Origin of the sequence: Natronobacterium haloterrestre (assembly GCF_900112205.1) — an archaeon.
Lineage (GTDB): Archaea > Halobacteriota > Halobacteria > Halobacteriales > Natrialbaceae > Natronobacterium > Natronobacterium haloterrestre.
Genome location: NZ_FOKW01000003.1, coordinates 12,046 through 35,489 on the forward strand (window position 1 = coordinate 12,046; position 23,444 = coordinate 35,489).

General features: G+C 66.6%; 20 protein-coding genes. 10 read left to right on the forward strand and 10 right to left on the reverse strand.

Annotated features, from left to right (window positions below; genetic code table 11):
* Positions 1 to 63 precede the first annotated feature (63 nt).
* Both BM113_RS06680 and BM113_RS23015 read left to right on the forward strand, forming a co-directional pair.
* Positions 64 to 2,139: a hypothetical protein gene (locus BM113_RS06680; RefSeq protein ID WP_177209122.1), complete on the forward strand. Its 2,076-nt coding sequence runs from the start codon at positions 64 to 66 to the stop codon at positions 2,137 to 2,139.
* A gap of 39 nt (positions 2,140 to 2,178) precedes the next feature.
* Entirely contained in the window at positions 2,179 to 2,577 is a 399-nt protein-coding gene (locus BM113_RS23015) for a monooxygenase family protein (protein WP_177209123.1), read from the forward strand.
* Between the two features lie 47 nt (positions 2,578 to 2,624).
* Here the strand turns inward: BM113_RS23015 and BM113_RS06690 are convergent, their stop codons facing one another.
* From BM113_RS06690 to BM113_RS06710, 5 genes are all read right to left on the reverse strand, one after another.
* Positions 2,625 to 3,287 carry a helix-turn-helix domain-containing protein gene (locus tag BM113_RS06690; protein ID WP_089786491.1) on the reverse strand — a complete coding sequence of 221 codons (663 nt, stop codon included), beginning with the start codon at positions 3,285 to 3,287 and terminating at the stop codon, positions 2,625 to 2,627.
* A gap of 271 nt (positions 3,288 to 3,558) precedes the next feature.
* A complete protein-coding gene (locus BM113_RS06695; protein ID WP_089786493.1) occupies positions 3,559 to 4,452 on the reverse strand; it encodes an alpha/beta fold hydrolase in 894 nt (297 codons plus the stop codon).
* A gap of 689 nt (positions 4,453 to 5,141) precedes the next feature.
* The gene (locus BM113_RS06700) at positions 5,142 to 6,536 is read right to left on the reverse strand and encodes a permease (protein ID WP_089786495.1); all 1,395 of its coding nucleotides are present in this window, start codon (positions 6,534 to 6,536) and stop codon (positions 5,142 to 5,144) included.
* Positions 6,537 to 6,789: 253 nt separating this feature from the next.
* Entirely contained in the window at positions 6,790 to 8,079 is a 1,290-nt protein-coding gene (locus tag BM113_RS06705; RefSeq protein WP_089786496.1) for an MFS transporter, read from the reverse strand.
* A gap of 3 nt (positions 8,080 to 8,082) precedes the next feature.
* Positions 8,083 to 9,198, reverse strand: coding sequence for an MBL fold metallo-hydrolase (locus tag BM113_RS06710; protein ID WP_089786498.1), 1,116 nt, complete (start codon positions 9,196 to 9,198; stop codon positions 8,083 to 8,085).
* An 88-nt stretch (positions 9,199 to 9,286) separates the two neighbouring features.
* Here BM113_RS06710 and BM113_RS06715 point away from each other — a divergent pair, with 88 nt between their 5' ends.
* Positions 9,287 to 10,021 carry a helix-turn-helix domain-containing protein gene (locus BM113_RS06715; RefSeq protein ID WP_089787207.1) on the forward strand — a complete coding sequence of 245 codons (735 nt, stop codon included), beginning with the start codon at positions 9,287 to 9,289 and terminating at the stop codon, positions 10,019 to 10,021.
* Between the two features lie 26 nt (positions 10,022 to 10,047).
* Here BM113_RS06715 and BM113_RS06720 read toward each other — a convergent pair whose 3' ends face one another.
* Both BM113_RS06720 and aroA read right to left on the reverse strand, forming a co-directional pair.
* Positions 10,048 to 10,371 carry a DsrE family protein gene (locus tag BM113_RS06720; RefSeq protein ID WP_089786500.1) on the reverse strand — a complete coding sequence of 108 codons (324 nt, stop codon included), beginning with the start codon at positions 10,369 to 10,371 and terminating at the stop codon, positions 10,048 to 10,050.
* A 123-nt stretch (positions 10,372 to 10,494) separates the two neighbouring features.
* Positions 10,495 to 11,814, reverse strand: a complete 1,320-nt coding sequence (aroA, locus tag BM113_RS06725) for a 3-phosphoshikimate 1-carboxyvinyltransferase (protein WP_089786502.1) — start codon at positions 11,812 to 11,814, stop codon at positions 10,495 to 10,497.
* Between the two features lie 139 nt (positions 11,815 to 11,953).
* Here aroA and BM113_RS06730 point away from each other — a divergent pair, with 139 nt between their 5' ends.
* On the forward strand, positions 11,954 to 12,274 hold the full coding sequence (locus tag BM113_RS06730) for a cupin domain-containing protein (protein ID WP_089786504.1): 321 nt from the start codon (positions 11,954 to 11,956) through the stop codon (positions 12,272 to 12,274).
* A 36-nt stretch (positions 12,275 to 12,310) separates the two neighbouring features.
* Here the strand turns inward: BM113_RS06730 and BM113_RS06735 are convergent, their stop codons facing one another.
* Both BM113_RS06735 and BM113_RS06740 read right to left on the reverse strand, forming a co-directional pair.
* Positions 12,311 to 13,225 carry a hypothetical protein gene (locus BM113_RS06735; protein ID WP_089787209.1) on the reverse strand — a complete coding sequence of 305 codons (915 nt, stop codon included), beginning with the start codon at positions 13,223 to 13,225 and terminating at the stop codon, positions 12,311 to 12,313.
* Between the two features lie 130 nt (positions 13,226 to 13,355).
* Complete coding sequence (locus tag BM113_RS06740; RefSeq protein WP_089786506.1) at positions 13,356 to 14,579, reverse strand: LolA family protein; 1,224 nt, start codon at positions 14,577 to 14,579, stop codon at positions 13,356 to 13,358.
* A gap of 528 nt (positions 14,580 to 15,107) precedes the next feature.
* Here BM113_RS06740 and BM113_RS06745 point away from each other — a divergent pair.
* The 3 genes from BM113_RS06745 to BM113_RS06755 all read left to right on the forward strand — a co-directional run bounded on the left by BM113_RS06745 (position 15,108) and on the right by BM113_RS06755 (position 19,292).
* The gene (locus BM113_RS06745; protein ID WP_089786508.1) at positions 15,108 to 15,758 is read left to right on the forward strand and encodes a helix-turn-helix domain-containing protein; all 651 of its coding nucleotides are present in this window, start codon (positions 15,108 to 15,110) and stop codon (positions 15,756 to 15,758) included.
* A gap of 523 nt (positions 15,759 to 16,281) precedes the next feature.
* On the forward strand, positions 16,282 to 17,679 hold the full coding sequence (locus tag BM113_RS06750; protein ID WP_089786510.1) for an FAD-binding oxidoreductase: 1,398 nt from the start codon (positions 16,282 to 16,284) through the stop codon (positions 17,677 to 17,679).
* Between the two features lie 422 nt (positions 17,680 to 18,101).
* Positions 18,102 to 19,292 (forward strand): M24 family metallopeptidase, encoded by a 1,191-nt coding sequence (locus BM113_RS06755; protein WP_089786512.1) that lies wholly within the window; start codon positions 18,102 to 18,104, stop codon positions 19,290 to 19,292.
* 11 nt (positions 19,293 to 19,303) lie between these two features.
* Here the strand turns inward: BM113_RS06755 and BM113_RS06760 are convergent, their stop codons facing one another.
* Positions 19,304 to 20,350, reverse strand: a complete 1,047-nt coding sequence (locus BM113_RS06760; RefSeq protein ID WP_089786513.1) for an NAD(P)/FAD-dependent oxidoreductase — start codon at positions 20,348 to 20,350, stop codon at positions 19,304 to 19,306.
* Between the two features lie 330 nt (positions 20,351 to 20,680).
* Here BM113_RS06760 and BM113_RS06765 point away from each other — a divergent pair, with 330 nt between their 5' ends.
* The 3 genes from BM113_RS06765 (at position 20,681) to BM113_RS06775 (ending at position 23,386) form a co-directional block, all read left to right on the forward strand.
* Entirely contained in the window at positions 20,681 to 20,992 is a 312-nt protein-coding gene (locus BM113_RS06765; protein ID WP_089786515.1) for a nucleoside triphosphate pyrophosphohydrolase, read from the forward strand.
* 61 nt (positions 20,993 to 21,053) lie between these two features.
* Positions 21,054 to 21,857: a prephenate dehydrogenase/arogenate dehydrogenase family protein gene (locus BM113_RS06770; RefSeq protein WP_089786517.1), complete on the forward strand. Its 804-nt coding sequence runs from the start codon at positions 21,054 to 21,056 to the stop codon at positions 21,855 to 21,857.
* Positions 21,854 to 23,386 carry a small ribosomal subunit Rsm22 family protein gene (locus tag BM113_RS06775; protein ID WP_089786519.1) on the forward strand — a complete coding sequence of 511 codons (1,533 nt, stop codon included), beginning with the start codon at positions 21,854 to 21,856 and terminating at the stop codon, positions 23,384 to 23,386. The genes BM113_RS06770 and BM113_RS06775 overlap by 4 nt, the downstream gene beginning before the upstream one ends.
* Positions 23,387 to 23,444: the final 58 nt, after the last annotated feature.

The window sequence follows — 23,444 nt, forward strand, 5'->3', positions numbered from 1 at the left end:
ATCCGAGATCATGTTCGTGACACACGCGTCTCCATTTGGTCTTCAGATAGGAGGCAGTCACCGGTGACCGAAGACGCTACGGTCGCTGTGGACCGCCGGACGGTTCTGGGCGCGCTCGCCGCCGCAGGTGGGACTGCTGTCGCTGGTTGTTCGGCGGTACCCGATGAGGACGACGGTCAAACGAGTCCGGTAGACGGGGAAACGGCTCGAGAACTGGCGACGCGATTCGCCCCGGCGCTGTACTTCGACGTCCACGAGCCGTGGTTTCCGACGGATCCACGCCCATACGCCAGTGAGCGCGACGGCGAAACCGTCGTCGGCGGATTCGACGCCGTCGACGGGTATCACGAGCGGTACGAAGGGAGTGGACCGCCGAATCCGACGGTGTTCTACCACGCCGTCAAGTACGAGGGATCACCGCTTGCCGTCGTCCAGTTCTGGTGCTACTCGGTGTTCGACCAGTTTACGACAAACTTCCACTGGCACGACTGGGAAGTGCTGCACGTCTTCGTCGACACGGAGACCGGCGATCCGCAGCTTTACGTCGCCAGTTCCCACTCCCGAAGCGTCCCCAATAACGAGTTCCTGGATCCGGACCCCGGGACCACGCCGCGTATCCTCTCCGAACTCGGGTCACATTCGAGTACGCTCTCGGTCAACGACGTTCCCGATCGCTTCCAGCGAGTAGGCATCGGGGATCTACTGGCAGACATCACGAATACGGCGATCGAAGGGATCGAGGACGTCGTCGACGCGGAGATTCCGATCGCGTACGGCTTGCCGCGGGACGAGGGGTCGCGACTCCCGTATCTCGTCCCGGAGTACGAGGGTGAACCGATCTACGATCACGAACGCCTGCCGTCCGTTTCCCGCGCGTCGCTGATCGACGCCGAACTCACCGTCCGATCCTACGACGCACTGACGTCGCCACCGACGGACTTGCCCACGCGAGAGACGGGACTCGTCTTCCGGTACGGCGAGCAGGCGGACGACGCGGACGTCCAGTACGAACTCGTCTCGAGCGACGAGATCGAGCACATCGCGGAGTTCGTCGGCCCCCAGTTGAGCTTCGAGTTCGACGTCCCGGACGTCCTCGAGGACGCTGTCGCCGGCCACATCACGGCGACGGAAACGCCGTGGAACCAGCCCCGCTACGAGAATCCGGCAGTGGACATCACCGTTTCCTACCACCGAGAGGCACTGGCCGACCGATACGACGCCATCGGCGAGCCGAGGTCGATCAACACCGTGGTCAGCCGGATCACCGAGGCAGTGACGAGCGACGAGGCGCCGGAAAACGAGGGGCTGACCACGGTAGAGTCGAGCGTCGAGTCGGTCGTCCTGCTCGAGAGCGACCCCGAGGCCGCCCCGACGTTCGATGGTTTCGCCGTCGTACGGGACGTCCCGGCGGGCGACCACCGGCTGACGGTCAACGGTGCCGGCCGAGCGCCACACAGCGAACGGGTCGCCGTGTCGGACGACGAAACCGTGACAGCAGCCGGTGTCGGCGGTGAGATTCCGCTCGTCGCCCGCGACCACGCGACGAAGGTGGAACTCGGGGACGAGGCTGCGACGACCGACCTCTCGAGGGTGGCCGTCGAAGACGATTTTGCCGGACGGCTGTACGAGTCGAGGGTCGAGGGGAACGACGCCGTCTACGTTCACACCGGTGGCGCTTACACGACCGAGGTTCGGGACAGCGACGACGCCGTCGGCGCCTACCGGATCAATCCGCCCGCCGACACCGGGTCGGCGGTCCGTATCGAGCGGCCCGAGACGGGGAAGGCGTCACTCGCGGAGTTCGTGGTTGACGTCGCCGAAGAGACGCGAGAAGAGGTTGCGGCGCAGCGCGACGACGATTCCGACGGCGGCGGGTCGGAAAACGCCGTCCAGGGGCTCGAGCGTGCGCTTGCAGCCGTCGTGGAGGCCGCCCGGCGGGCCGCCGAACGGGCACGCGCCGGCGAGCGAGGGAACGCCGACAAACAACTGGAGACCGTCGTCGAACGGCTCCAGCGGGTGGAGGATCGGCTCGCCGAGGCAAGAAACGATCTCCCGGAACCGTTCGCCAGGGCGACGAACAATAGACTGAAGCAGGCCGATCGGCGCACCGAACAGGCCCGGCGCGAAACGAAACTCTAAGGTCGGCTTTTGACGACGTCGATTCGGTCCGGAGCCGGTTTGCTGGGACGTCGAACGGTGGTCGGCTCCGGCATCCGAAACGTCGGATCGGCTCAGTACTGGGGCTCCTCCGAGAGCCTGCGCGACTACACGCGGGACAGCGATCGCCTTCTTCTCCCCGCCTGGCAGGACTACTACGGGGACGCGGCGGTCGGACTCTGCCACGGGACGTACGTCGTCGGTCCTGACGAGTACTGGACGGTTTACAACAGTATGCCACCGCACGGGCTCGCCGCAAGCAACGGGCCGGAGATCGTTCCCGAGGCGGCCCGGCGTTCGACGGAATCGCTCGCGACCTACGAGCACGACCATCGACGGGACCGATCCGCCGTCGGAGCTCGCGGGTTCGGAGCGATTCGCGTATCCCGCACTCCAGATCGCTCGAGGACGAATTCCTGAGCGGGCGGATCGGGAGGCCGGGCCGGCGTCGGTGTCGGGGACGGCCGTTACGTAGTCGACGTCCGGCACCTCGTCTCGAGGTAGTCCCGGATCACCGTTGCCTCGGCCTTCCGCACCAGTTCTCCGGCTGTACTCGTCGAGCAGTCCAGGACGGCAGCGACGTCAGCGACGGTCCCCTCTCGAGGGACTTCGTAGTAGCCGACCGCGGCCGCCGTCTCCAGTGCGGCCTCCTGTCGATCGGTGAGACGTGACGGCGACCCCTTCCGCTCGAATTCCTGTACCCGTTCGATGGAAAGCTCCCCGAGTTCGGAGAGTTCGTCGTGGAAGGTGCTGAGTGCGGTCGGTTCCCCGACCGCCTCGAACCGTACCTCGCCCGTGTCCAGAAACGCGACCGGCGGGAGAAAGATCACCCGGGAGCCGGCGATAGTATCCAGCAACGCCCGCGAGAACTCGTACTCGTCCTGCTGGAGGAACGCGTAAGTTCCGTGGGTGTCCTCGACGAAATTGCTGGCGAGGAGCGAGTCGATGTTCGCGATGATCGTTTCGGCGGCTTCCCTCTCCCCGTCGCACCAAAACAGCGTCGTCGCGTCTCGAGTAGGGCTCCACATCAGTAACTCGGCCCGTGTGATCGACGTTCCCCCGATAATCTGCTGGTGAAGGGGATGAACGAGTCGCTCCGGATAGGTGACCGAGAACTGGATGCGTTTCATGCCGCGTATGCGGGTCGTTCGTTCAGGCACCGTATCAATCGAGGTGGTCTCCCTCGAGGGGACACCAGCCAGCACGGTGGGGCGTGGCTGGGCGATCGTCTCATCTCGTCTCGTCCCGGTACTAACGAGTGTGCCGTGAGGAGTCTCGGCGAGTAAAACGGAGTGGATACCGGCGGAGCCGGAAGTTACGATCGTCACACGATTCCGAGCCGTTCATCGGGAGCGGAAACGATACGAGCACCTGCTAGCATTCCCGGGACGCGCAGTCCGGTCAGCGGTAGTCCTCGAGAAGCCTGGGAACGCCTCGGAGGAGCGTTCGAAGGTGATCCGCGTCCTCGAGAACGTGCAACTCGGCGGTCGATATTCGCCCCTCGAAGCGTCGGGCGTCTTCTATCGGGACGTTCGTATCGTTCTCGCCGTGCCAGAGGTGAACCCTCGAGTCGACGTCGGCGAAATCGATCCCCCAGTCCGTCGCCGTGTTCCGGAACTCGGTGACTGCGCCACAGCGGTGACGGGCGAACGCCTCGAGGAAATCCGTTCTGACGATCTCTGCGACGTCGTCGGGTACTGGCTCGTCGGTCTCCGCTGCGGTGTACTGGTCGACGACCAACGACGGATCGAGGTGGTCCGCGAGCAGCGCCTGTCCGCGGAAAAGCCCCCGAAGGACGAACGGCGCCTTCGTCGCTAAGCCGGCGAGAAGTCGTTGCATCGCCGGTGTCGCCTCGCTCACGTCGGGTGGCGTGGCTCCGGCCACGATATCGACTCGATCGATCCGTTCGGGGAGGGCAGCCGCCGTGGCGAGTGCATACGGGCTCCCGCCGGAGAACCCGATGACACCGGCCGTCCCGACGTCGGCATCGTCCAGGACCGCACTGACGAACTCACCGGCATCGTGGATCGCGCGGTCCGGCCACGGGGACGAACGACCGTATCCTGGCCGGTCGAGCGAGAGTAGGCGAATCCCGAGCTCCTCTGCTACCGTCTCGAACGCCATCCCCAATCGGCGAGAGCCGGGCGTCCCGTGAAGAAAGACGACGGGGACGCCCTCCGAACACCCGTATTCGGCGTACGTGAGCTCCCGGTCGTCGTCCACGGGAACGGTTACGGTTTGATCGCCAAACGGTGCCGTCCCTCGAGGAGACGATCCGCGAGTCCGCGTTGTCATCGGTTCGAGTTACTCATGGGACTGGTGAGTGACTGGCGCCGTACTAGTCCGGCGGTTTATATTGAGGCCACTCCACGTGGGCTTCCAGCCCCATGCGTCGGGTATGAAGCGGATCGGTACTCCGATCGGGAGGCCCCGGGTCCGGAGCCGTCGGCTTCGACCCGACGGACGACGACCGCTGAATCGGTGCCGGTAATCGGGAATCGGGAACGCCGTGGGCGCGAGTGGCGACCCTCGAGAGCGGGACGTCGGGTGCCGCGAGCGCGAGTCCGTCAGTACCCCGGAACACCGTTGTCGATACCGTACAACGATAAGGAACAGAAATACAGTTCTAATTAGAAATATTTAAACTCAGTTTCTCCGATACTTCGACCACGGATTGGGGATGGACGAAGCTACACAGGACGAAGTCGACGAAGCGATTTCGGCACTCGAGGAGGACGGCGACGAGAACGACGACGAGTAGCCGGACACCCTCGGTAGACGGAACTGCGCGCGCCGGACGCCGTCCGCTTGCCGTCCGCGTCCCACGGCAGGGGAGGTCGTGCCGTCGCCTTCTCGGAAATTCCTCGGCACTCCGAAGCACAGTCACTCGTCGAACGGGGAGTGTTACATCTGTTTTCCGAGCGGACGGGTCGATCTCTCCTCGACGGCTGACGGACCGTGCGGCCGGAATCATCGGACGGCGGTCAGTGATCGTGTTCGTGGCCGGAATCCGCGACTCGTGGACCGAGGTCCGCGAACTCCTCGGGTGTCGATTCGAACGACCGCTTGCAGGTCGTCGAACAGAAGTAGTAGGCCTCACCCTCGTGGGTAGCACTCGGCCCATCGTCGTCGACGCGCATCCCACAGACCGGATCCCGGTACTCACCCGGCGCTCCGAGGCCGCGACGATACACGTACAGCAGGAACCCGGAGAGGGCGAACGCGACGAGGTTGAGGTAGAAGGTGTAGTCGAGTTCGAAATAGGTTTGCTCGCTCGCCGTCGTTCCGCCCTCGAGATTCGGAACGATCCTGAGCGCGTCGAACAGCAGTTCCATGAGGAAGCCGGTAAACGCCATCGTCACGAAGAAGACGCCGAGGATGTACAGCATGACCTTCCAGCCGTAGTACTTCCGGTAGACGTTCAACACGGGAATCGTGATGAGGTCGGCGTAGACGAACGCGATGACGCCCGCGAAGCTGATACCGCCGCCCCAGAGCGCGACGGCGAACGGGACGTTTCCCATGCTGCCGACGAAGCTGATGACGGCGATTGCGACCCCCATGATCGCATTCTCGGCGATCACCAGGGGGCTCTCCCCCTCGAGGAACAGCATGTTCCAGACCCACTGCGGGACGAAGACGATAACGAACCCCGAGATGAGAAAGCCCGCGACGACGTCCGTCCAGATCATCGACCACTCCTTGCGGTACTGGTTGGCTATCTTGTACCAGCCGCCCCACGAGCGCAGTTCCTCGTGCCACGCGCCGCTACTCGCGGCGTGCTGACGGTAGGTTTCGAGACAACCCTTGGAGCAGAACTTCAGCCGCTCGCCCCCGTCGGTCACGAGGGTGTGTTCGTCCGAGCCCGCCATCCCACAGGTCGGATCTTCCTCGATGCCGTGTTCGTGGTCGTGTCGCTCGAGTTCGGCCCGTACCTCGTCGAACAGCGCCTCGGGGAGGGTGAAGTGGACGATCATCGCCATGACGGCGATGAGGATCAGTCCGCCGAGGAGTTCCGCGAGCAGGAACTCCCAGCCGAGCAGGATCAGGATCATCAGGCCGAGTTCGACGATGAGGTTCGTCGAAGCGAACATGAACGCGAGGAAGTTCATCGCGTGGGCTCCCTTCTTGAACAGCCCCTTACCGATGGCGACGGCACCGAAGCTACAGCCGCTGCTCGCGGCTCCGAAGGCCGTTGCCTTCGCGAGTCCGGAGAGGTCGCCCTCGCCTAAGACCGCCGCCATGCGCTCCTTCGAGACGTACACCTGCACGAGACTCGTGATCGTGAGCCCCATGATGATCGCCCAGGCGGCCGTCCAGAGGAACCCAACGCCGATGCGGAGCGACTCGAGAACGCCGTTGACGAGGGACACGTACATGTCTAGCGTTTCACGGGCATCTCTTTTCCCGATTCCCCTTCATGAGATGAAGTGGCGGCCGGAGAGGACCTATCATTCCAAAGTTCGTCCGTCGCGCATCGAACCGTGCCGCTCGCCCTCGAGTCGAGCGACCGGAAGAAGGTGGAGATCGGCCGGAAACGAGGGAGCAGACTTCTCTCGAGCGGGGTTAGTAACGAAAAGTCGGCTTCACGACTATACCCGTGATCGAGACCGAGACCGAGACTGGGAGGGATCAGTCGTCGGACGCCGCACCCCCTGCTGGTTCCGTGGCCGGTGCGGGCGGTTCGTGGGTCCCGAACTCGGGGTGGGTCTCTTCCATCCAGCCGTACACGATGGCGCCGGAGAGGAACATCAGGAACGCGGTCACGTAGAACGCGGCCTCGGCGCTTACGAACTCCATCGAGAGGCCGATCAGGATCGCGCCGACGCCGTACCCGGCGTCGCGCCACATCCGGTAGACGCCCATGCCGGCCGACCGCCACGTGGGGTGGGCGGCGTCGCTGGGCACGGTCATGAGGTTCGGGTACAGCAGCGCCATGCCGAGACCGGAGGCCGCGGAGAGGAGCGCCCACGCGAGGTAGCCCTCCACGAACACCATCCCGAGGACGCCCGCCCCGGCGAGGAACATCCCCGCGACGACGGGCGGACGGCGACCGATACGGTCCGCGAGCCCCCCGGTCCCGATCTGGAGGAAGTACATCGCGCTGTGGACGCCGACGACGACGCCGACCGCCTCGATCGCGAGCCCCTGGCTCGTCAGGTACAGTGGGACCGCGATCCAGAACAGCGTATCCACGAAGTTCTCGACGTGGCCCGCCTGTGCGGCCGCGAACAGCGTCCTGTCGCCGTAGGTCGCCCGCTTGAGGACCTCGTCGAACGGGAGGTTCGCGTCGTGGTGGTCGTCGTCGCCCTCGAGTCGGGCGAGGTGTACGGTCTCCTTGATGAGGAAGATCGAGATCAGGAACGCAAGCACCACGACGGCCGCGAGGAAGACGAACGGCTCGGGCCGGAGGCTCGTCCGCCCGGCGATGACGCCCGTGATCCACGCGCCAGCGGCGACGCCGGTGTAGCCGAACGCCTCGTCGATGCCGACGGCGAGCCCGCGCTGTTCGGGGCCGGCGAGGTCGATCTTGGCGTTGATCGCCATGCTCCAGGTCAGCGCCTGGTTGATTCCCAGCAGGACGTTTCCGACGGTGATCCACGACCAGGAGGGCGCGAAGACGAGGATCACCGGGATCGGGAGTGCGGTGATCCAGCCGAGCACGAGCACCGGCTTGCGGCCGTACTCCTCGCCCCACTTGCCCGCGTAGAGGTTGAGAAGCGCCTTGACGAAGCCGAACGAGACGACGAACGAGCCGATGACGAGGAACGACTCGACGCCGAGGACGTCCTCGCCCAGGACGGGGACGACCGTTCGTTCCGAGCCGATCGTCAGGCCGGTCGCGAACACCAGCAGGACGTGCAGCGAGAACTGCCCGAGGTGTTCGCGAATGCCCTGTTTCAGGTCGGTTTGCCCGCTCATCGATTACTCGGCTGCACAGCGGTTAGGGCCCAGTTCGAGCTCGGACAGCTCTTCGTCGGGGACGTCCTCCTGCCCGACGTTCGTGCGCTTGACGCGCTCGAAGTTCGGCGGATGGTCCGGGATGTCCGAGGCGAGCGTCTCGACGAACTCCTCGCGGTCACGGTCGAGATCAGCGTTTTGCGCTTCGACGTCACCGAGTGTCGCAGTCACCGGTGGGTCGGGTGATCCGGGATCGTGTGCCGGCAGGACGACGGCGTCGGCCGGGCGGTCCAGCAAGCGCTGGAGGCCCTCGTAGAGCGTGGCGGCGTTCCCTTCGACGTCGGAGTCTTCGATCCCGGCTTCGACGCCGAGTTCGACGCGGCCGACGCTCTCGTGGAAGAGCGTATCGCCCGTGAGCAGGGCCTCGCCCTCGAGATCGAACGAGACGCTGCCCTCGCTGTGTCCCGGCGTGTGGATTACGTCGACGTCGACGGTCCCGACCTCGAGTGTCTCGCCGTCCTCGATCGGGGTCGCGTCGATCTCGAGTGCGTCCTTCGGATGGAGGTAATACGGGACGTCGTGTCGCTCGGCGAGTTCCGCGCCGCCGGAGACGTGGTCGGCGTGCGCGTGCGTGTCGAAGACGCCGACGAGGTCGGCGTCGTGCTCCTCGAGGATCGCGTCGTACTCGTCGAGGTAGTGGGAGGGGTCGAAGACGGCGGCCTCGCCGTCCGAGAGCAGGACGTGCGAGAGACAGCCCTTCCCGGGACGGGCGACCTGAACGAGCGTGCCCTCGAGGTCGGCCGGAACGGGCGCGCTCCGGTGGACGCGGCTCCAGCCGTTCATCCCGTCGGTCAGCGTCGCGGCGTCGTAGCCCATCTCCCCCAGGAGTTCCGTCGCCGTCTGCGAGACGACGCCCGCGGCACAGACGGTGACGACCTCGCGATCGTCGGGCAGTCCCGCGAGTTGCTCTTCGGCGGCTTCCCGGTCCTCGACCAGTTCGTCGTAGACGTCGACGTTGACGCTGTACGGAACGTGCCACTCCTCGTACTCCGCTTCGTGGCGAACGTCGAGGACGAGGACGTCCTCGCGTTCGTCGTCGTACAACCGCTCAGCGAGTTCGTCCGGTGAGACGTCGGTCATCGTGTCTCCCCGTAGGAGTGACGTTCGAATATAGGTGGTGCCGGTCATGACCGGCACAGTTACCCGTCCGGCGATCGAACGTCGAACCATGAGCCTGTACGAGGCCTCGTTCCGCGTGAAACACGAGTGTCCCTACCGGGAGATTTCGGAACGCCACCCGGACCTCACGATACGCGAGTGGTACCTGAGCGACTGCCAGGTGCTCGAGATCACGTCCTCGGAGACGCCGACCGACGAGTTGCTCGAGGAGATCGACGCCCTGGGAACGGTGCTCCACGAGTCGGTCGACGACTCGGGGTTGCACGTGGTCACGCAGGCGTGTCTCTGCTCGCTCGAGGAGTCGATCATCGACCGGTTCGAGGAGTACAACTGTCTGTACCAGCCGCCGACGATCCACCGCCACGGCTGGGAACACTACACGGTGATCGCCTTCGACGAGGGGGACGTGCGGGCCCTGCTCCGCGATCTCGAGGCCGACCGGGACATCGACGTTCTCTCGAAGACCGCCGTCGCGGAACAGGCGATCCCCCACAGCATGCTGGCTCCCGTCGACCAGCTCTTCGAGGACCTCACCGACCGACAACTGGCGGCGCTCCGGCTGGCCCTCGAGAGCGGGTACTACGAGCAGCCCCGGAAGGCGTCGCTGCGCGAGTTAGCCGAGCGGACGTCGGTGGCCCGCTCGACCTACGAGGAGCACCTCCGGAAGGCGGAGAACAAACTGCTGACGAACGCGGGGGAGTTCCTGCGACTGGTGACCGCGACGTCGACCGACGATCCCCTGCAGGTCGAGGGGGCGGCGCGGTCCGAGGGTCGAGCCGACTGACCCCCGTCGTCGACCGTCCGGCGCGCTCAGCCGATCGTGAGAACCTCGTCGGCCTCCTCGACGATCCGGAGGTAGTCGTCCATCGACGATCGGGGTCTGAGGTCGTCGGCCTCCAGATCCCGGGAGTCGAGGCAGGTGCCGCAGGCGAACAGCTCACCGCCGTTTTGCACGTACTTTCGCATCACGCCCGGGGGGTTGAACTTCTCGGTCTCGAGGTCGGGCGCGTCGACCCCGTCGCCGAGGAGGAAGACCTCGACGTCGTGGTCGTCGTCGAGAGCGGTGTTGGCCAGTCGGAAGGCGTTCCAGACCCGTTCGGCGTCGTTCGTCTCGAGGACGATTCCGAGGTGCATACCCGCGTGTTCGTCGAATGCGCACTTGAAGCGTGGCGATGATTCTCTCGGCGTCGAAATCGTGCGGGAAATCCTGCCGGAGATCGAGGCTACCGGCCGTATCGGATCCGGCTCGAGACCGCGCTATCGTCGGTCGAGGTCCGACTCGAGGTCGACCCCCGCTCCCTCGAGGACGTCGAAGAACCCGGGGAAGGAGACGTCGACGTGGTCCGCGCCCCGGATCGTCGTCTCGCCCTCCGCGACCAGGCCCGCGAGCGCGAGCGCCATGATGATACGGTGGTCGTCGCACCCGTCGACCGTCGCACCCTCGAGACTCGACTCGCCGCCGTGGACCGTCAGCGAGTCATGCTCCTCTGTGGTCTCGACCCCGAGTTTCCCGAGTTCCTCGGCCATCGCGCTCACGCGGTCGGTCTCCTTGTAGCGGACGTGTTCGGCGTTCGCGATCGTCGTGTCGCCGTCGGCGACCGCGCCGAGCGTCGCGATCGTCGGCAGCAGGTCCGGCGTGTCCTCGACCGAGACCTCGATCCCCTCGAGCGGGGCGGCGGCGACCTCGATCGCGCCCTCCTCGCGGTCCCAGGTCACGTCGGCACCCATCCGGTCGACGATTTGGACGATGGCGGTGTCGCCCTGTGCGCTCGGGTGGGCACCCTCGATGCGAAGTCCGTCGTCGCCGGCGATCGCCCCCGCCGCCAGCGGGTAGGAGATCGACGAGAAGTCACCCGGGACGGCGTACTCGCCGCCCGCGGGCGAGTAGGTCTGCCCCCCGTCGACGGCGAACCCGCGGTCGGTTTGGCGCGCGTCGACGCCGAACGCCTCGAGTACCTCGAGCGTGATGTCGACGTAGGGCGCGGACTTGAGTTCCGTCTCGAGGTCGATCTCGATCCCCTCGTCGGTCACCGCGCCGGCCATCAGCAGCGCCGTGATGTACTGCGAGGAGACGTCGCCGGGGATCGACACCTCGCCGCCCGCCAGCGGTCCCGTGACGACCAGCGGTGCCTGCCCGTTCCCGCGAGTGCTCTCGGCGTCCGCCCCCAGATCGGTGAGGGCCTCGAGCAGCGGCCCCTGCGGTCGCGAACGCAGCGACTCGTCGCCGGTGAGCACCGAGGTTCCGTCCGCGAGCGCGGCGGCGGCGGTCACAAGCCGCATCGTCGTGCCGCTGTTTCCGCAGTCGATGACGTCTGCGGGCACGCCCGGGCGGCCGGCGAAGCCCTCGATCTCGAGGGCGGCCGTGCCGCCGTCGCTTTCCGCCTCGCGTCGCTCGACGTCGCCGCCGAAGCGGTCGACGGCGCCGGCCGTGGCACGCGTGTCGGCGCTCCAGAGGGCGTCCCGCACGGTCGCGCCGTCGGCGTAGCCGGCGGCGAGGATGGCCCGGTGGGTGTAGCTCTTCGACGGCGGTGCCCTGACCGTCCCTCGAACGCGCGAGGGCGAGATGGTGACGTTCATGCTCGCGGTGTGGGTCGGCGTGCCTATACCGATACCGGTCCGGGGGAAAATTGGGACGGGAACAGATTCGCCGACCGGACGCGAAACGACGAGCGACCCCACCAACGCTTGATACGCGCTCGGTCGGCAGGAACCCGTGATGTCCGATTACACGACCGTCAACTACCGCGACGTCGACGACCGTGGCGGGATGCACTTCCTCCGCGACGAACTCGACTGCGAGAACCTGGGCGTGACCGTCCTCGAGTGCGACCCCGGCTGGGAGGGAAAGCCCCACGACCACGGCGACGAGGGTCACGAGGAGGTGTACGTCCTGACGGAGGGCGAAGCCACTGTCACCGTCGAGGGCGACGAGATCGAGATGAGCGAGGGCGACGCCGTCAGGATCGCCCCGGACGCGACGCGCACGATCCACGGCGGCGATACCGAGAGTCGGTTCGTCCTGATGGGCGCGCCGTAGGCCGGCCGCGGACCGCGATCGGTCCCGGTCCCGGGTTCAGGACCGATACCGATCGAGTATCGAGTCGTACGCCTCGAAAAACTCCACCGGGTCGCGGGTGAACCCCTCCTGGACCGCCTCGAGGCCCCGCCGCTCCTCGAGGCCGACGAGCAGTGCGCAGCCGACCCGGTACGGGAGCCTCGGTTCGGCGAATATCCGCTCGAACAGCGTCTCTCGCGGAACGGACTCGGTCCGGAGCCGTTGGCGGAACGAATCGTACTCCTCGACGAGTTCGCACAACCGCGCGTCGTCTTCGAGGACGCGGTAGTCCTCGCACATCGGATGGTCGCCGGCACCCAGGTTCCCGTCGGCCTCACGCACCGCGAGCGGCGCGTACGTCGCGTAGGCCTCGCCCTGACAGATCGCGTTGAAGACCTGCCACTGGACCGATCGGGACTCCATCGGCTCCGAGCCGAACTCCTCGATGGTGCGGTGTACGCGCTCGTGGAGGACGTGCGAGCACTCGTGGAGCCCCGCGTAGAGCAACTGCCGGGGCCGTTCCAGGAACAGCGGTTCGTTCAGGCCGACGTAGGCCCCGCGGCGGGTTCCGATACCGAACTCGTAGCCGATTCCCAGGGAGAGGGTCACGTCCGCGGTGTCCGCATCCGGGGCGATGCGCTCGAGGTTCCGGTCGATCCGTGCCTCCCATTCCGATTGCCGGGCGCGAACGTGATCCAGCAGCCCCTCGATCCGATCGCGGTTCGCCCGCAGGTTCTCGACGCCGGCGAACGAGAACGCCGTCTCCTCGTCGGCCACCGCTTTCCGGAGGTCCTCGCACTCGAGGTCCCGTCCGAGCACCGAGGCGTGTTCGCGTGCGACGTCGTAGGCCGGGTGCTCCCAGACTCGCTCGAGCGATACCTCGTCGTCGACGTAGCCGAGGAACAGTTCGGCCGCGGACGGGTCTATCTGCACGGTCCCGGTGTTCACAACGGGTTGTCATAATTCTCACGCCGCATCGATCCGTTCCGGGCGGACACGGCCCAGTACGCGGCAGTCGGCGATGGCCTTCGAGTCGGAGCGGGGTACGCGAGGGCGGCCAGTCCTACGAGCAGCCGACCGACGGCGCGATTTCGGACAGCGAGTCCTCCTCCGTCTCGGGACCCGCGGGGATCGAAAGCTCGTAGTTCAGGTCGCCGCAGTCCCAGAAGAGGCTCTCGATGCGTCCGTCGCGCCGGTAGACCGGGTTGCCCTCGAACTCGAGATCCGTCTCCTCGAGGACGTCCGCGTCGAACCGCCGCTGCTCCCGGACCGCGAGGAACAGGTCCCGTTCGGTGCGTTCGGGGTCGACGTACCACAGCGTCGTCGTCGTGCCGAACTCCTCGCCCTTGTCCACGACCGTCACGCGGTCCAGCGCGTACGGGTCGGGGACGTCGGGATCGGGGAGGTCGTACGGTGTGGCCGCCTCGGCTGCCGCGACCGAGTCGAAGACGCCTTCCGGCTCGGTGCCGATCTCGACGACCTCGGCGTCTGCCGGCGGCTCGTACGCGAACGTTCCGGGCTCGAGGCCCGCGTCGATCGCGAGGTCCTCGTAGGTGACGGTCACCCGGTGGAGGACCTCGCCGTCGGCGTTCCGGACCGCGTTACACTCCTTGACCGGGTAGCGGTGCTCGTCGTCGATCCAGATCGCCCGCGAGACGGTCACGTCCTCGAGGTCCTCGACCGGCGTCTCCTCGAGCGGGATCCGGTAGATCGTCTCGCCGACGAGCAGGTCGATCGACCGCTCGATTTCGGCGGTCGCGGGGGTCGCGTCGATGCGGTGGGCGGGGCGGCCGTCGACGGTGTCGAGGGCGTCGTCCTCACTCTGGCCCTCGTCGTCGCCGTCGCCCGTCCCACCCACGTACTCCAGATCGTACCCCTCGAGCAGGTCCTCGAGCACCAGCCGCGTCCGGTCGGCGACGACCCGGTTGGGGTGATGGCGTTTGGCCACCATCCCCTCGTCCGGGTAGTACTCCCAGGTCGTCGACAGGCTCCTGACCGAGACCGTTCCCGGCGGGGTATCGGGATCGTCGGAGGACAGCACCTCGAGCCGTTGCTTTCCGGGGGGTTCCTGGACGATGCGGTCCGTCCGCTCGCCGGTCTCGGCCGGCGTCTCCATCGTCATCGTTCGTCGTGCCTCGAGGCTGCGCAGGCCGACCCGCGTCTCGATCGCCTCCCGGAGGAGTTCCTCGCTCGAGGGGGCTTCGGAGGGAGAGTCGTCGGCGTCGGGGACCGCGACACAGCCGGCGAGTCCAACCGTGCCCGCGGCGAGGAACTGGCGGCGTCGCATACTGGTCCGGTTATGTCTATAGTTGATAAGTTTAGGGATTCCACACGATGAGGGGGTCGCCGCGCCGGAGTCCCCGAAAGCGACGTCGCCCTCGTCGGGTCGCCGTGCCGCGATTTCGCAGCCGATGGGACGGGAACGGCGTACCTCTTCGAGCGGCCGGAGGACGATTGGCACAAACGGGCGACCCTCGAGCCCGATGGCGACGAGCGCGGGTTCGGCGCCGCGGTCGCTGTCCGGATGACACCGCGCTCGTGGGCGCCCCAGGCGAAACTCTACCCGTGACGGGTTGGGGACTGCGTACACGCACGGGCGACACGCCGGCGAGTGATCCAAGTCGGCAGTCCTCGAGCTATAGCGGTGCCGGACTATCCCGACGAAAGTATGTGACGGCCGGTCGTTCGAGATCCGATTCCCTCCCGTTCGAACGAGGATTCTACTGACGGCCCACTATTTTGTCCCTCAGTCCCGTAGAACTCCCACACACGGGAGTCGCCCGAACCCGGGGCCTCTCCCTCACAGATACTCATAATGCCCGTAATCGCCGACATTACCGTTCCCGCCGACGCCTTCGAGTTAGGACGTGTCCTACAGGACTTTCGGGGCGTCGAGGTCGAACTGGAACGGATCGTGCCGTTGCGAGAGACTATCATCCCGCTCTTCTGGGTGTCCGGCACGGAACCGGGAGAGGTCGAGGACACGCTGGCGGAGAACGCGGAGACGAAAAGCGTCACACGGCTCACGACGACCGACGATAAGACGTTGTTCGAGGTCCAGTGGAGCGAGCAGACCGACGGCATCGTCGAGGCTCTGATCGACACCGGAGGGAAGATTCTCGAGGCAACGGGGACCGCCGAGACGTGGGACTTCCGGATTCGGTTCGGTGATCACGCACAGCTCTCCGCGTTCAATCAGGCACTCACCGACGACGGGGTTCCGATCACGTTGCGTCATCTCTACAATCCGTCCCCGCCGGAGGAGACGTCGACGCTCTCGCACGAACAGCGGGATGCGCTTGCAACGGCCTATCGGCGAGGGTTCTTCGAGGTTCCGAGGGACGTCACGCTCGCCGAACTCGCCGAAGAGATGGGGATCAGCGACACCGCGCTCTCCCAACGGATGCGGCGCGGGCTCGCTATCACCGTGGAACAGGTCGTGTTCTCCGAGTCGCCCCCGGAGTAGATCGAGTGATTTTGGGTTCGTTGAAATCCTCAGCACGTGACAGAAACGCCGTGCTCATACAGAGCGCGTATTCGACGGCCGACTCCGAAGAATCGTCTCGATCGCACGACCCACTCCCGTCACGGCCCGGACAATACCGCTCGGTCGAGCGGCTCGGACTCCGACCGGGACTCGGCAGATGGTTCGCTCGACGGGCCGACTAACTCGAGCGACCAGGGAATCCGCATTCGACGAGATCCTGCCTTCGAGAGAGGGGCCGGTTGAGTCGGTACCCCTGAGAATGGATACGAAACGGTCCGAGCAGTCTTTTCGGTCGGCGCCCGAGGAGGGACGTGAGGAATCGTTCGGTATCGAAGGTCGATCCAGGAGATCGGGCAAATCCGGATTCGATATCGCATCATCGGAGTTCGGATTCCGTCGACGGTATCGAAGGCAACGTTTGTATCCGAATGTGTGGTAATAACTGACATAGTGGTCGATCGTTCTCGGTGAGTCGAGAGAGAATTGATCCGGAGAACACACGATGTCATTGGATACGCCGAGGGTAGACAGTAGAACGGTAGCCGAATTCGAGGAAGCGCTGCGTGGCGACCTCCTCCGGTCGGGAGACGAGGAGTACGACGAGGTACGGACGGTCTGGAACGCCATGATCGACAGGCGTCTCGAGATGATCGTCCGGTGTACCGGTACCGCCGACGTCGTCAGTGCAGTCGAGTTCGCGGTAGATAACGACCTCCCTATCTCGGTGAAGGCGGGCGGCCACAACATCGCCGGTCGCGCAGTCGCCGACGGCTGTCTTATGGTCGACCTCTCGAAGATGAACTCGGTTCGCGTCGACCCCGATGCGAAGACTGCCCGGGTCGAACCCGGCGTCGTGCTCAACGAACTCGACCACGAGACGCAGGCGTTCGGACTCGCGACCCCAGTCGGCTACAACTCGACGACCGGCGTCGCCGGGCTGACGCTCGGCGGTGGCTGGGGCTGGCTCTCGCGGAAGTACGGGACGACCGTCGACAACCTCGTCTCGGCCGACGTCGTCACCGCGGAGGGGGAACTCGTGCACGCGAGCGAAGAGGAAAACGAGGACCTCTTCTGGGGAGTCCGCGGCGGTGGCGGCAACTTCGGGATCGTCACGTCCTTCGAGTTCGCCCTCCACGAAGTCGGACCGGAGGTGCTGTCGGGCCCGATCGTCCACCCGTTCGAGGACACCGAGACGGTCCTGAAAGAACACCGCGAGTTAGCGGCCGATGCTCCGAAGGACGCGGCGGTCTGGTTCGTCATCCGGCACGCGCCGCCGATGCCGTTCATCCCCGAGGAGTGGCACGGGGAGAAGGTCATCATCCTCGCGGCGTTCTACGCCGGCGAGATGACCGACGGCGAGGACGTGCTCCAGCCGTGGCGTGACATCGGCGACCCCATCGCCGACGCGGTCGGTCCCCACCCCTACGCCGGCTGGCAGCAGGCGTTCGACGCCCTGGGAAGTGAGGGGGCACGCAACTACTGGAAATCGCACAACTTCGAGCAGATCACCGACGGAATGATCGAGACGTTCGTCGAGTACGGAAGGACGATCCCGTCCGAGGAAACCGAGATCGCCTGCGCACAGCTCGGCGGGGCAGTCAACGAGGTGCCGGTCGAGGCGACCGCCTACCCCCACCGGGACGCGGAGTTCGTGATGAACCTCCACACCCGCTGGGAGGACCCCGAACAGGACGAGGAGTGTATCGCCTGGGCACGCGACATGCACGAGGCGATGGCGCCCCACGCGACCGGCGGCGTCTACGCCAATTTCGTCCCCGAGGAAGTGGGCGACCAGCAGGCCGCCTACCGCGAGAACTACGACAGAATGGTCGAGGTCAAGACGAAGTGGGACCCGGAGAACGTCTTCCGGCTGAACCACAACGTCGAACCGAACCGATAGCCCACCGATCACACTGCGATGACCACAAACGCCCGCTCGGACGCCAGCACAGTGCCACAGGACCGGCTCGAGGCGTTTCGCTGAGCGAGGAACTCACGGAAGAGTACCGTGCTGGACCGTTTAGCCTCCGGACCAGCACGACGTTTCTCGGACGGTTCGGAGGACCGATCACGTTTACCGGGTTCGCCGGAGCGGTCGGTTCCGGCTACACGCCGCTTCTCCTGTCGTCCGGAGCGGTCGCAGTCGGGAAGCAGTATCCTGGGGCTGCGAGCCGGACGTGGTCCCTTCCGGAGGCTCCTCCCGTACCTCGCGAGAAATAACGCTTCGAGCGCCGACCGGCTTCCTTTTCGCTCTCCCGAATCCGCCACAGGAACCGTTCCGGGACCCGCGCAATTTTGTACTCGCCATCCCCAGTTCGGATCGTGAACGTAGATGTCGATCTCTCACCGCTGCGGGAGTACCTCGCGGCGGAGGGCCTGGACGGCTACTGCATCGACGACGACTCGTCCGACTCCGACCAGCGGTACGTCTCCGGTTTCACCGCGCCGGATCCGTTTCAGACGCTAGTGACCCAAGACGGCGTCCACCTGCTCGTGTCGGGCCTCGAGTACGGCCGCGCGACCGCCGAGGCCGACGCCGATTCGGTGACCCGGCTCTCGGAGTACGACTACCAGGAGCTCGTCGTCGAGCACGGGAGTCACGAAGCCAAGAGCCGCACGCTCGCCGCGTTCCTCGAGGACCACGGGGTCGATTCGCTCGCCGTTCCACGGAACTTCCCGACGGGGACCGCGGACGGCCTCCGCGACCGAGGGATCGAGGTGACGGTCGAACCCGAGGGCATCGTCGAGGAGATCCGGGCGACGAAAAACGAGGGGGAACTCGAGGCGATCCGCGAGAGCCAGCGGGCCAACGAGGCCGCGATGGCTCGCGCCGAGGAACTGATCGCGCAGGCCGACGTGGCCGACGACGGGACGCTCCTCGTCGACGGCGACCCACTCACCAGCGAGCGCGTCACAGAGGAGATCGAGGTCACGCTGCTCCGGCACGGCTGCGGGCTCGACGACACCATCGTCGCCTGCGGGGCAGACGGCGCGGACCCGCACAACCGCGGGAGCGGCCCGCTCGAGGCCGAGGAACTGATCGTGATCGACATCTTCCCGCGGAACAAGGAAACGGGATACCACGCCGACATGACTCGCACGTTCGCCCGCGGGGACCCCGACGTGGAAGCCCGGCGGCGGTACGAGGTCACCCGCGACGCCTACGAGGCCGCCCTCGAGGCCGTCGAGGCCGGCGCCACGGGCGCCGAGGTTCACGACGCGGCCTGTGACGTGATCGAGGGGGCCGGCTACGACACGCTGCGCAGCGACCCCGACGCCGAGACGGGCTTCATCCACAGCACGGGCCACGGCGTCGGACTGGACGTCCACGAACAGCCCAGCGTCTCCCCCTCGGGCGGCGAACTCGAGGCCGGGCACGTGATCTCGATCGAACCCGGCATCTACGACCCCGAGGTCGGCGGGGTCCGCATCGAGGACCTGGTGGTCGTCACCGAGGATGGGTACGAAAACCTGACCGACTACCGGGTCGGTCTCGAGCCGACGGTGGAGTAGCGGCCGCGTTTTTAGGACTCGAGTGCGATCCGCTCGGCGACCTCGAGTCCGCTCCGCAGGGCGGCGTGGATCCGGCCCTCGCCCGTGACCCAGTCCCCCAGACAGTACAGCCCCTCCCGCTCGGCGCTCCGGAGCGGTCCGGTCGTCGCGCTGCCCTCCGGGAGCGCGTACCGCCAGCCCTGGTGGTCCGTCCAGTCCGGTTCCGTCAGCCGATCGTCCTCGAGCAGGTCGGCCGCGGCGTCGGCCAGTTCCGCGAGGTTCCGCTCGGGCGGCTCGTCGTATCGCTCGCGGGACCACTCGTGGCCCGCCTGGACGACCAGCAGCGACTCGCCGTCCGGGACGTGGCCGGGTTTGCACTCCTCGCGGGCGATCCAGCCCACCTCGTGTTCTTTGTCGGTGTTGATCAGCGCGTAGTAGGGGGCCTCGAGTTCGAACGGGTAGTGGAAGACGCCGGTCCAGACCGCCCGGTAGGGGACGGCCTCGATCGCGTCGACGAGCGTCTCCCGGAGATCGTCGGCCTCCCAGCCGGCGGAACGCACCAGGTCGGCCGTCTGGGGGGCAGGCGGGTTGAGCAGGAGCCGATCGAACGGCCCCCAGATCTCGCCGTCCGCGTCCTCGAGGCGCCAGACGCCGCAGTCCCGGCTGATACGCTCGACGCGGGTGCGTCGGTGGACGTCCGCGTCCGTCCGGGCGAACAGCCGTTTGGCGATCTGGGTCAGCCCGCGGCGGTAGGTCCACTTGTGCTCGTCGCTCTCTCGCCCCGGGGAGACCTCGCCGTCGCGGTCGAACGTCCAGATCGGTTCCTCGATCTCCACGAGGCCCTCGGTCTCGAGCGTTTCGGTGAGCAGGTCCGTCACCCGCTGGTCGTCCGATTTGACGTAGTTGGCCCCGTAGTCGTAGACGATACCGTCGCGACGGCGCGTCGCGGCCCGGCCACAGAGGCCGCCGGACTTCTCGAGTACTGTCACCGTCGCGTCGTCGACCGTCTCCGAGATCACGTACGTCGCGGCCGCGGCGGCCGCCCCCGCGCCCACGACTCCGATCCGTTCCCGTTCCATGCTCGTTCCTGGGGGCCGCCCTCTCAAGTAGTCACGTACTACTTGTGTGGGCCGGGCGTGGCGACTCGAGTCCGGGTTCGCCGATCCGCTTTGGCTAGATCTGTTCGGTCTATCGAGGTCCCTGACAACATATCAAGCGTTCCCACGCCTTCAGCGAGTGTTCGTTCGAGATAGCCGGATACTGTCTGTCGGATCGACGGAACCAGACGGATGGCTAAGAGAGATACTGAAACTGATTCGAATCTGATCGCACGGACTTCGTGCAGTCGTGTCGGATTCGGGGACTCGACAGCGCCAGCCACAAGTCCACGGCGTTCGACGCCGAGACGTATGGCTCGAGAATACGACAAACTCGTCCGGGACTCGATCCCCGAGATCATCGAGCGGAACGGGGAGACGCCGGTCATACACACTGCGGCCGAGGAGGAGTACGAACGCCGGCTCCGCGAGAAGCTGGACGAGGAAGTCGCGGAGTTCGAGGAGAGCGGAGACATCGAGGAACTGGCCGACGTCCTGGAGGTCGTCTACGCCATCCGCGATCAGAAGGGAATCTCGGCGGAGCGGCTCGAGGAACTCCGTGCGGAGAAGGCTCGCGAACGTGGACGGTTCGAGGAAGGTGTCGTGCTCGAACGGGTCGAATAGTCCGTTCACTCGAGCCCAGCGATCGAACGGCTTTTGCGACGGCGGCCGGTATGAGCGACCGATGGACGTACTGATCGTCGGCGCGGGATCGATGGGAACGTGGTTCGGGGCTGCGATCGACGCCCCCGTCGCGTTCGCCGACGTCGATCCCGACGCCGCGGCCGCGGCGGCAGACCGCGTCGAGAACGCCGACGTTACCGACCTCGAGGGCGAGGACCGCTACGACGTCGTCTGTCTCGCGGTGCCGATGGCCCACGTCGGGGACGCGATCGCCGACCACGCCGGGCGGGCCGAACGGGCCGTCGTCGACGTCTCCGGCGCGATGGAACCCCCGCTCGAGGCGATGCGGAACCACGCGCCCGACCGCGAGCGGGTGAGCCTCCACCCCCTCTTCGCCCCCGAGCGCGCCCCCGGGTCGATCGCCGTCGTCAGGGACGACGACGGGCCGGCCACGCGGGGGCTGCTCGCGGACCTCGAGGCACGCGGAAACGACCTCGTCGAGACGACGGCGGTCGAACACGACGAGGCGATGGAGACCGTACAGGCGACGACCCATGCGGCCGTCCTCGCGTTCGCGCTTTCGGCCGATCCGGCGGCGGTGCCCGACGGGTTCGGGACGCCGATCTACGATCGGCTGGAGACCCTCGCCAAGCGGATGACCGAGGGCTCCCCGCGGGTGTACGCCGACATCCAGGACGCGTTCGACGGCGCGGACGACGTCGCCGAGGCCGCGGCCGAGATCGCGTCGGCCGACGGCGCGGCCTTCGAGGACCTGTACCGCGAGGCCGCGGGTCGATGGAACGAGGACCCTGGCCTCGAGGCCGATGCCGACGACACCGACCCCCACGGAGGTGACAGCGAATGAGCGACCAGCGCGAGGCCGTCCGGTCCAACGCGAAGTACCTGCGAAACGTCAGACCGATCGACCCCGAGGAGATCTGCGAGTACGTCGAGGGCAACCCGCATCCCGCCGTCGTCCGCCAGCACCTCCGGGAACTCGCCCCCGAACCCGGCCTGGAGTTGATCGAGCGCGAGGACGGCACGTTCGTCCCCGTCGAGGACGACCCCGTGTCGCCGAACCGGGGACCGGTCGAGGCGTTCCCGGCCGACTACTCGCGGGCGCTCGAGGATCTGCTCGTCGAGCGCTACGGCGCGAACTGGCACGCCGACGCCTCCGGCGACCTCCTGCGGTCGACGGTCCGCCGGTTCAAGGAACGCTACCTCGAGGGCCGACGCGTCGAGTACGACGACGACGTCGCGGCCGGCTACGCGATCTATCACCTGCCGGGCTACTACGCCGCCGTCCAGTACGCGCTGGACGACCTGGCCGAGCGAGGGCTGCTCGACCGTAGCCTGCGCGTGCTCGACGTCGGCGCGGGTGTCGGCGGTCCCGCGCTCGGGCTGGCGGACTACCTGCCCGACGACGCCCTGCTCGAGTACCACGCGATCGAACCCAGCGCGGCCGCGGACGTCCTCGAGGACCTGCTCCCGGAGACGGGTCGAAACGTCCACACGACGGTCCACCGGACGACCGCCGAGGCGTTCGACCCGGCGACGCTCGGCGCAGACGGGGACGGAGAAGAGCGGTTCGACCCCACCGCACCAGACGACGGGTTCGACCTCGTGCTCGCCTGTAACGTGCTGAGCGAACTCGAGGACCCTGCGGCGGTCGCCCGGAAGTACCTCCGGGCGCTCGCGCCCGACGGCACCATGCTGGCGATGGCACCCGCCGACAAGAACACGAGCATCCAGCTCCGGGACGTAGAGCGACGGCTCGAGGACCAGCAGGTGCGACCTGACGCCGACGAGGACGGCGGAACCGGGACCGTAACCGTCTACGGCCCCGCCGTCCGCCTCTGGCCCGGCGAGCGGCCGGCCGACCGCGGCTGGACGTTCGACACCCGCCCCGACCTCGAGGTCCCGGCCTTCCAGCGCAAACTCGAGGACGCCGCGTCGGAGGACGACCCCGACCACGAACCGGGCGAGTTCGTCAACGTCGACGTCCAGTTCTCCTACTCGCTGTTGCGCCTGGATGGCCGGCGGCGGATCGACGTCGAACTCGACACTGGAGACTGGGCGAAGATGGCCGAAATGGACCGCCACGTCCCGAACCGGATCGACGTCGTCGGGGCGAAACTCAGCCGCTCGTTGAGCGAGGACGGGAACGGCCGGGGCCGTTCCGGCCCGAACCCCCTGTTCAAGATCAGCGACGGCAGCGAGGACGTCGACCACTACGCCGTGGTGACCAAAGAAACGGCGCTCAACCGGCCGCTGCTCGAGGCCGACTACGGCGAACTCTGTTCGTTCGAGCAGGTGCTCGCGCTGTGGAACGACGACGAAGGAGCGTACAACCTTGTCGTCGACGAGGAGACGATCGTCGACCGGATCGGGTGAGTGGCGGCCTCGGCCAGCAGAAACCCCGTCCGGCAGAAACCCCGTCCGGCAGAAACCC

Coding starts and splice junctions, on each gene's coding strand:
- BM113_RS06690 (WP_089786491.1), bottom strand. CDS start 3,287: ATGAAACGCATCCAGTTCTCGGTCACCTATCCGGAGCGACTCGTTCAT.
- BM113_RS06695 (WP_089786493.1), bottom strand. CDS start 4,452: ATGACAACGCGGACTCGCGGATCGTCTCCTCGAGGGACGGCACCGTTT.
- BM113_RS06700 (WP_089786495.1), bottom strand. CDS start 6,536: ATGTACGTGTCCCTCGTCAACGGCGTTCTCGAGTCGCTCCGCATCGGC.
- BM113_RS06705 (WP_089786496.1), bottom strand. CDS start 8,079: ATGAGCGGGCAAACCGACCTGAAACAGGGCATTCGCGAACACCTCGGG.
- BM113_RS06710 (WP_089786498.1), bottom strand. CDS start 9,198: ATGACCGACGTCTCACCGGACGAACTCGCTGAGCGGTTGTACGACGAC.
- BM113_RS06715 (WP_089787207.1), top strand. CDS start 9,287: ATGAGCCTGTACGAGGCCTCGTTCCGCGTGAAACACGAGTGTCCCTAC.
- BM113_RS06720 (WP_089786500.1), bottom strand. CDS start 10,371: ATGCACCTCGGAATCGTCCTCGAGACGAACGACGCCGAACGGGTCTGG.
- aroA (WP_089786502.1), bottom strand. CDS start 11,814: ATGAACGTCACCATCTCGCCCTCGCGCGTTCGAGGGACGGTCAGGGCA.
- BM113_RS06730 (WP_089786504.1), top strand. CDS start 11,954: ATGTCCGATTACACGACCGTCAACTACCGCGACGTCGACGACCGTGGC.
- BM113_RS06740 (WP_089786506.1), bottom strand. CDS start 14,579: ATGCGACGCCGCCAGTTCCTCGCCGCGGGCACGGTTGGACTCGCCGGC.
- BM113_RS06745 (WP_089786508.1), top strand. CDS start 15,108: ATGCCCGTAATCGCCGACATTACCGTTCCCGCCGACGCCTTCGAGTTA.
- BM113_RS06750 (WP_089786510.1), top strand. CDS start 16,282: ATGTCATTGGATACGCCGAGGGTAGACAGTAGAACGGTAGCCGAATTC.
- BM113_RS06760 (WP_089786513.1), bottom strand. CDS start 20,350: ATGGAACGGGAACGGATCGGAGTCGTGGGCGCGGGGGCGGCCGCCGCG.
- BM113_RS06765 (WP_089786515.1), top strand. CDS start 20,681: ATGGCTCGAGAATACGACAAACTCGTCCGGGACTCGATCCCCGAGATC.
- BM113_RS06770 (WP_089786517.1), top strand. CDS start 21,054: ATGGACGTACTGATCGTCGGCGCGGGATCGATGGGAACGTGGTTCGGG.
- BM113_RS06775 (WP_089786519.1), top strand. CDS start 21,854: ATGAGCGACCAGCGCGAGGCCGTCCGGTCCAACGCGAAGTACCTGCGA.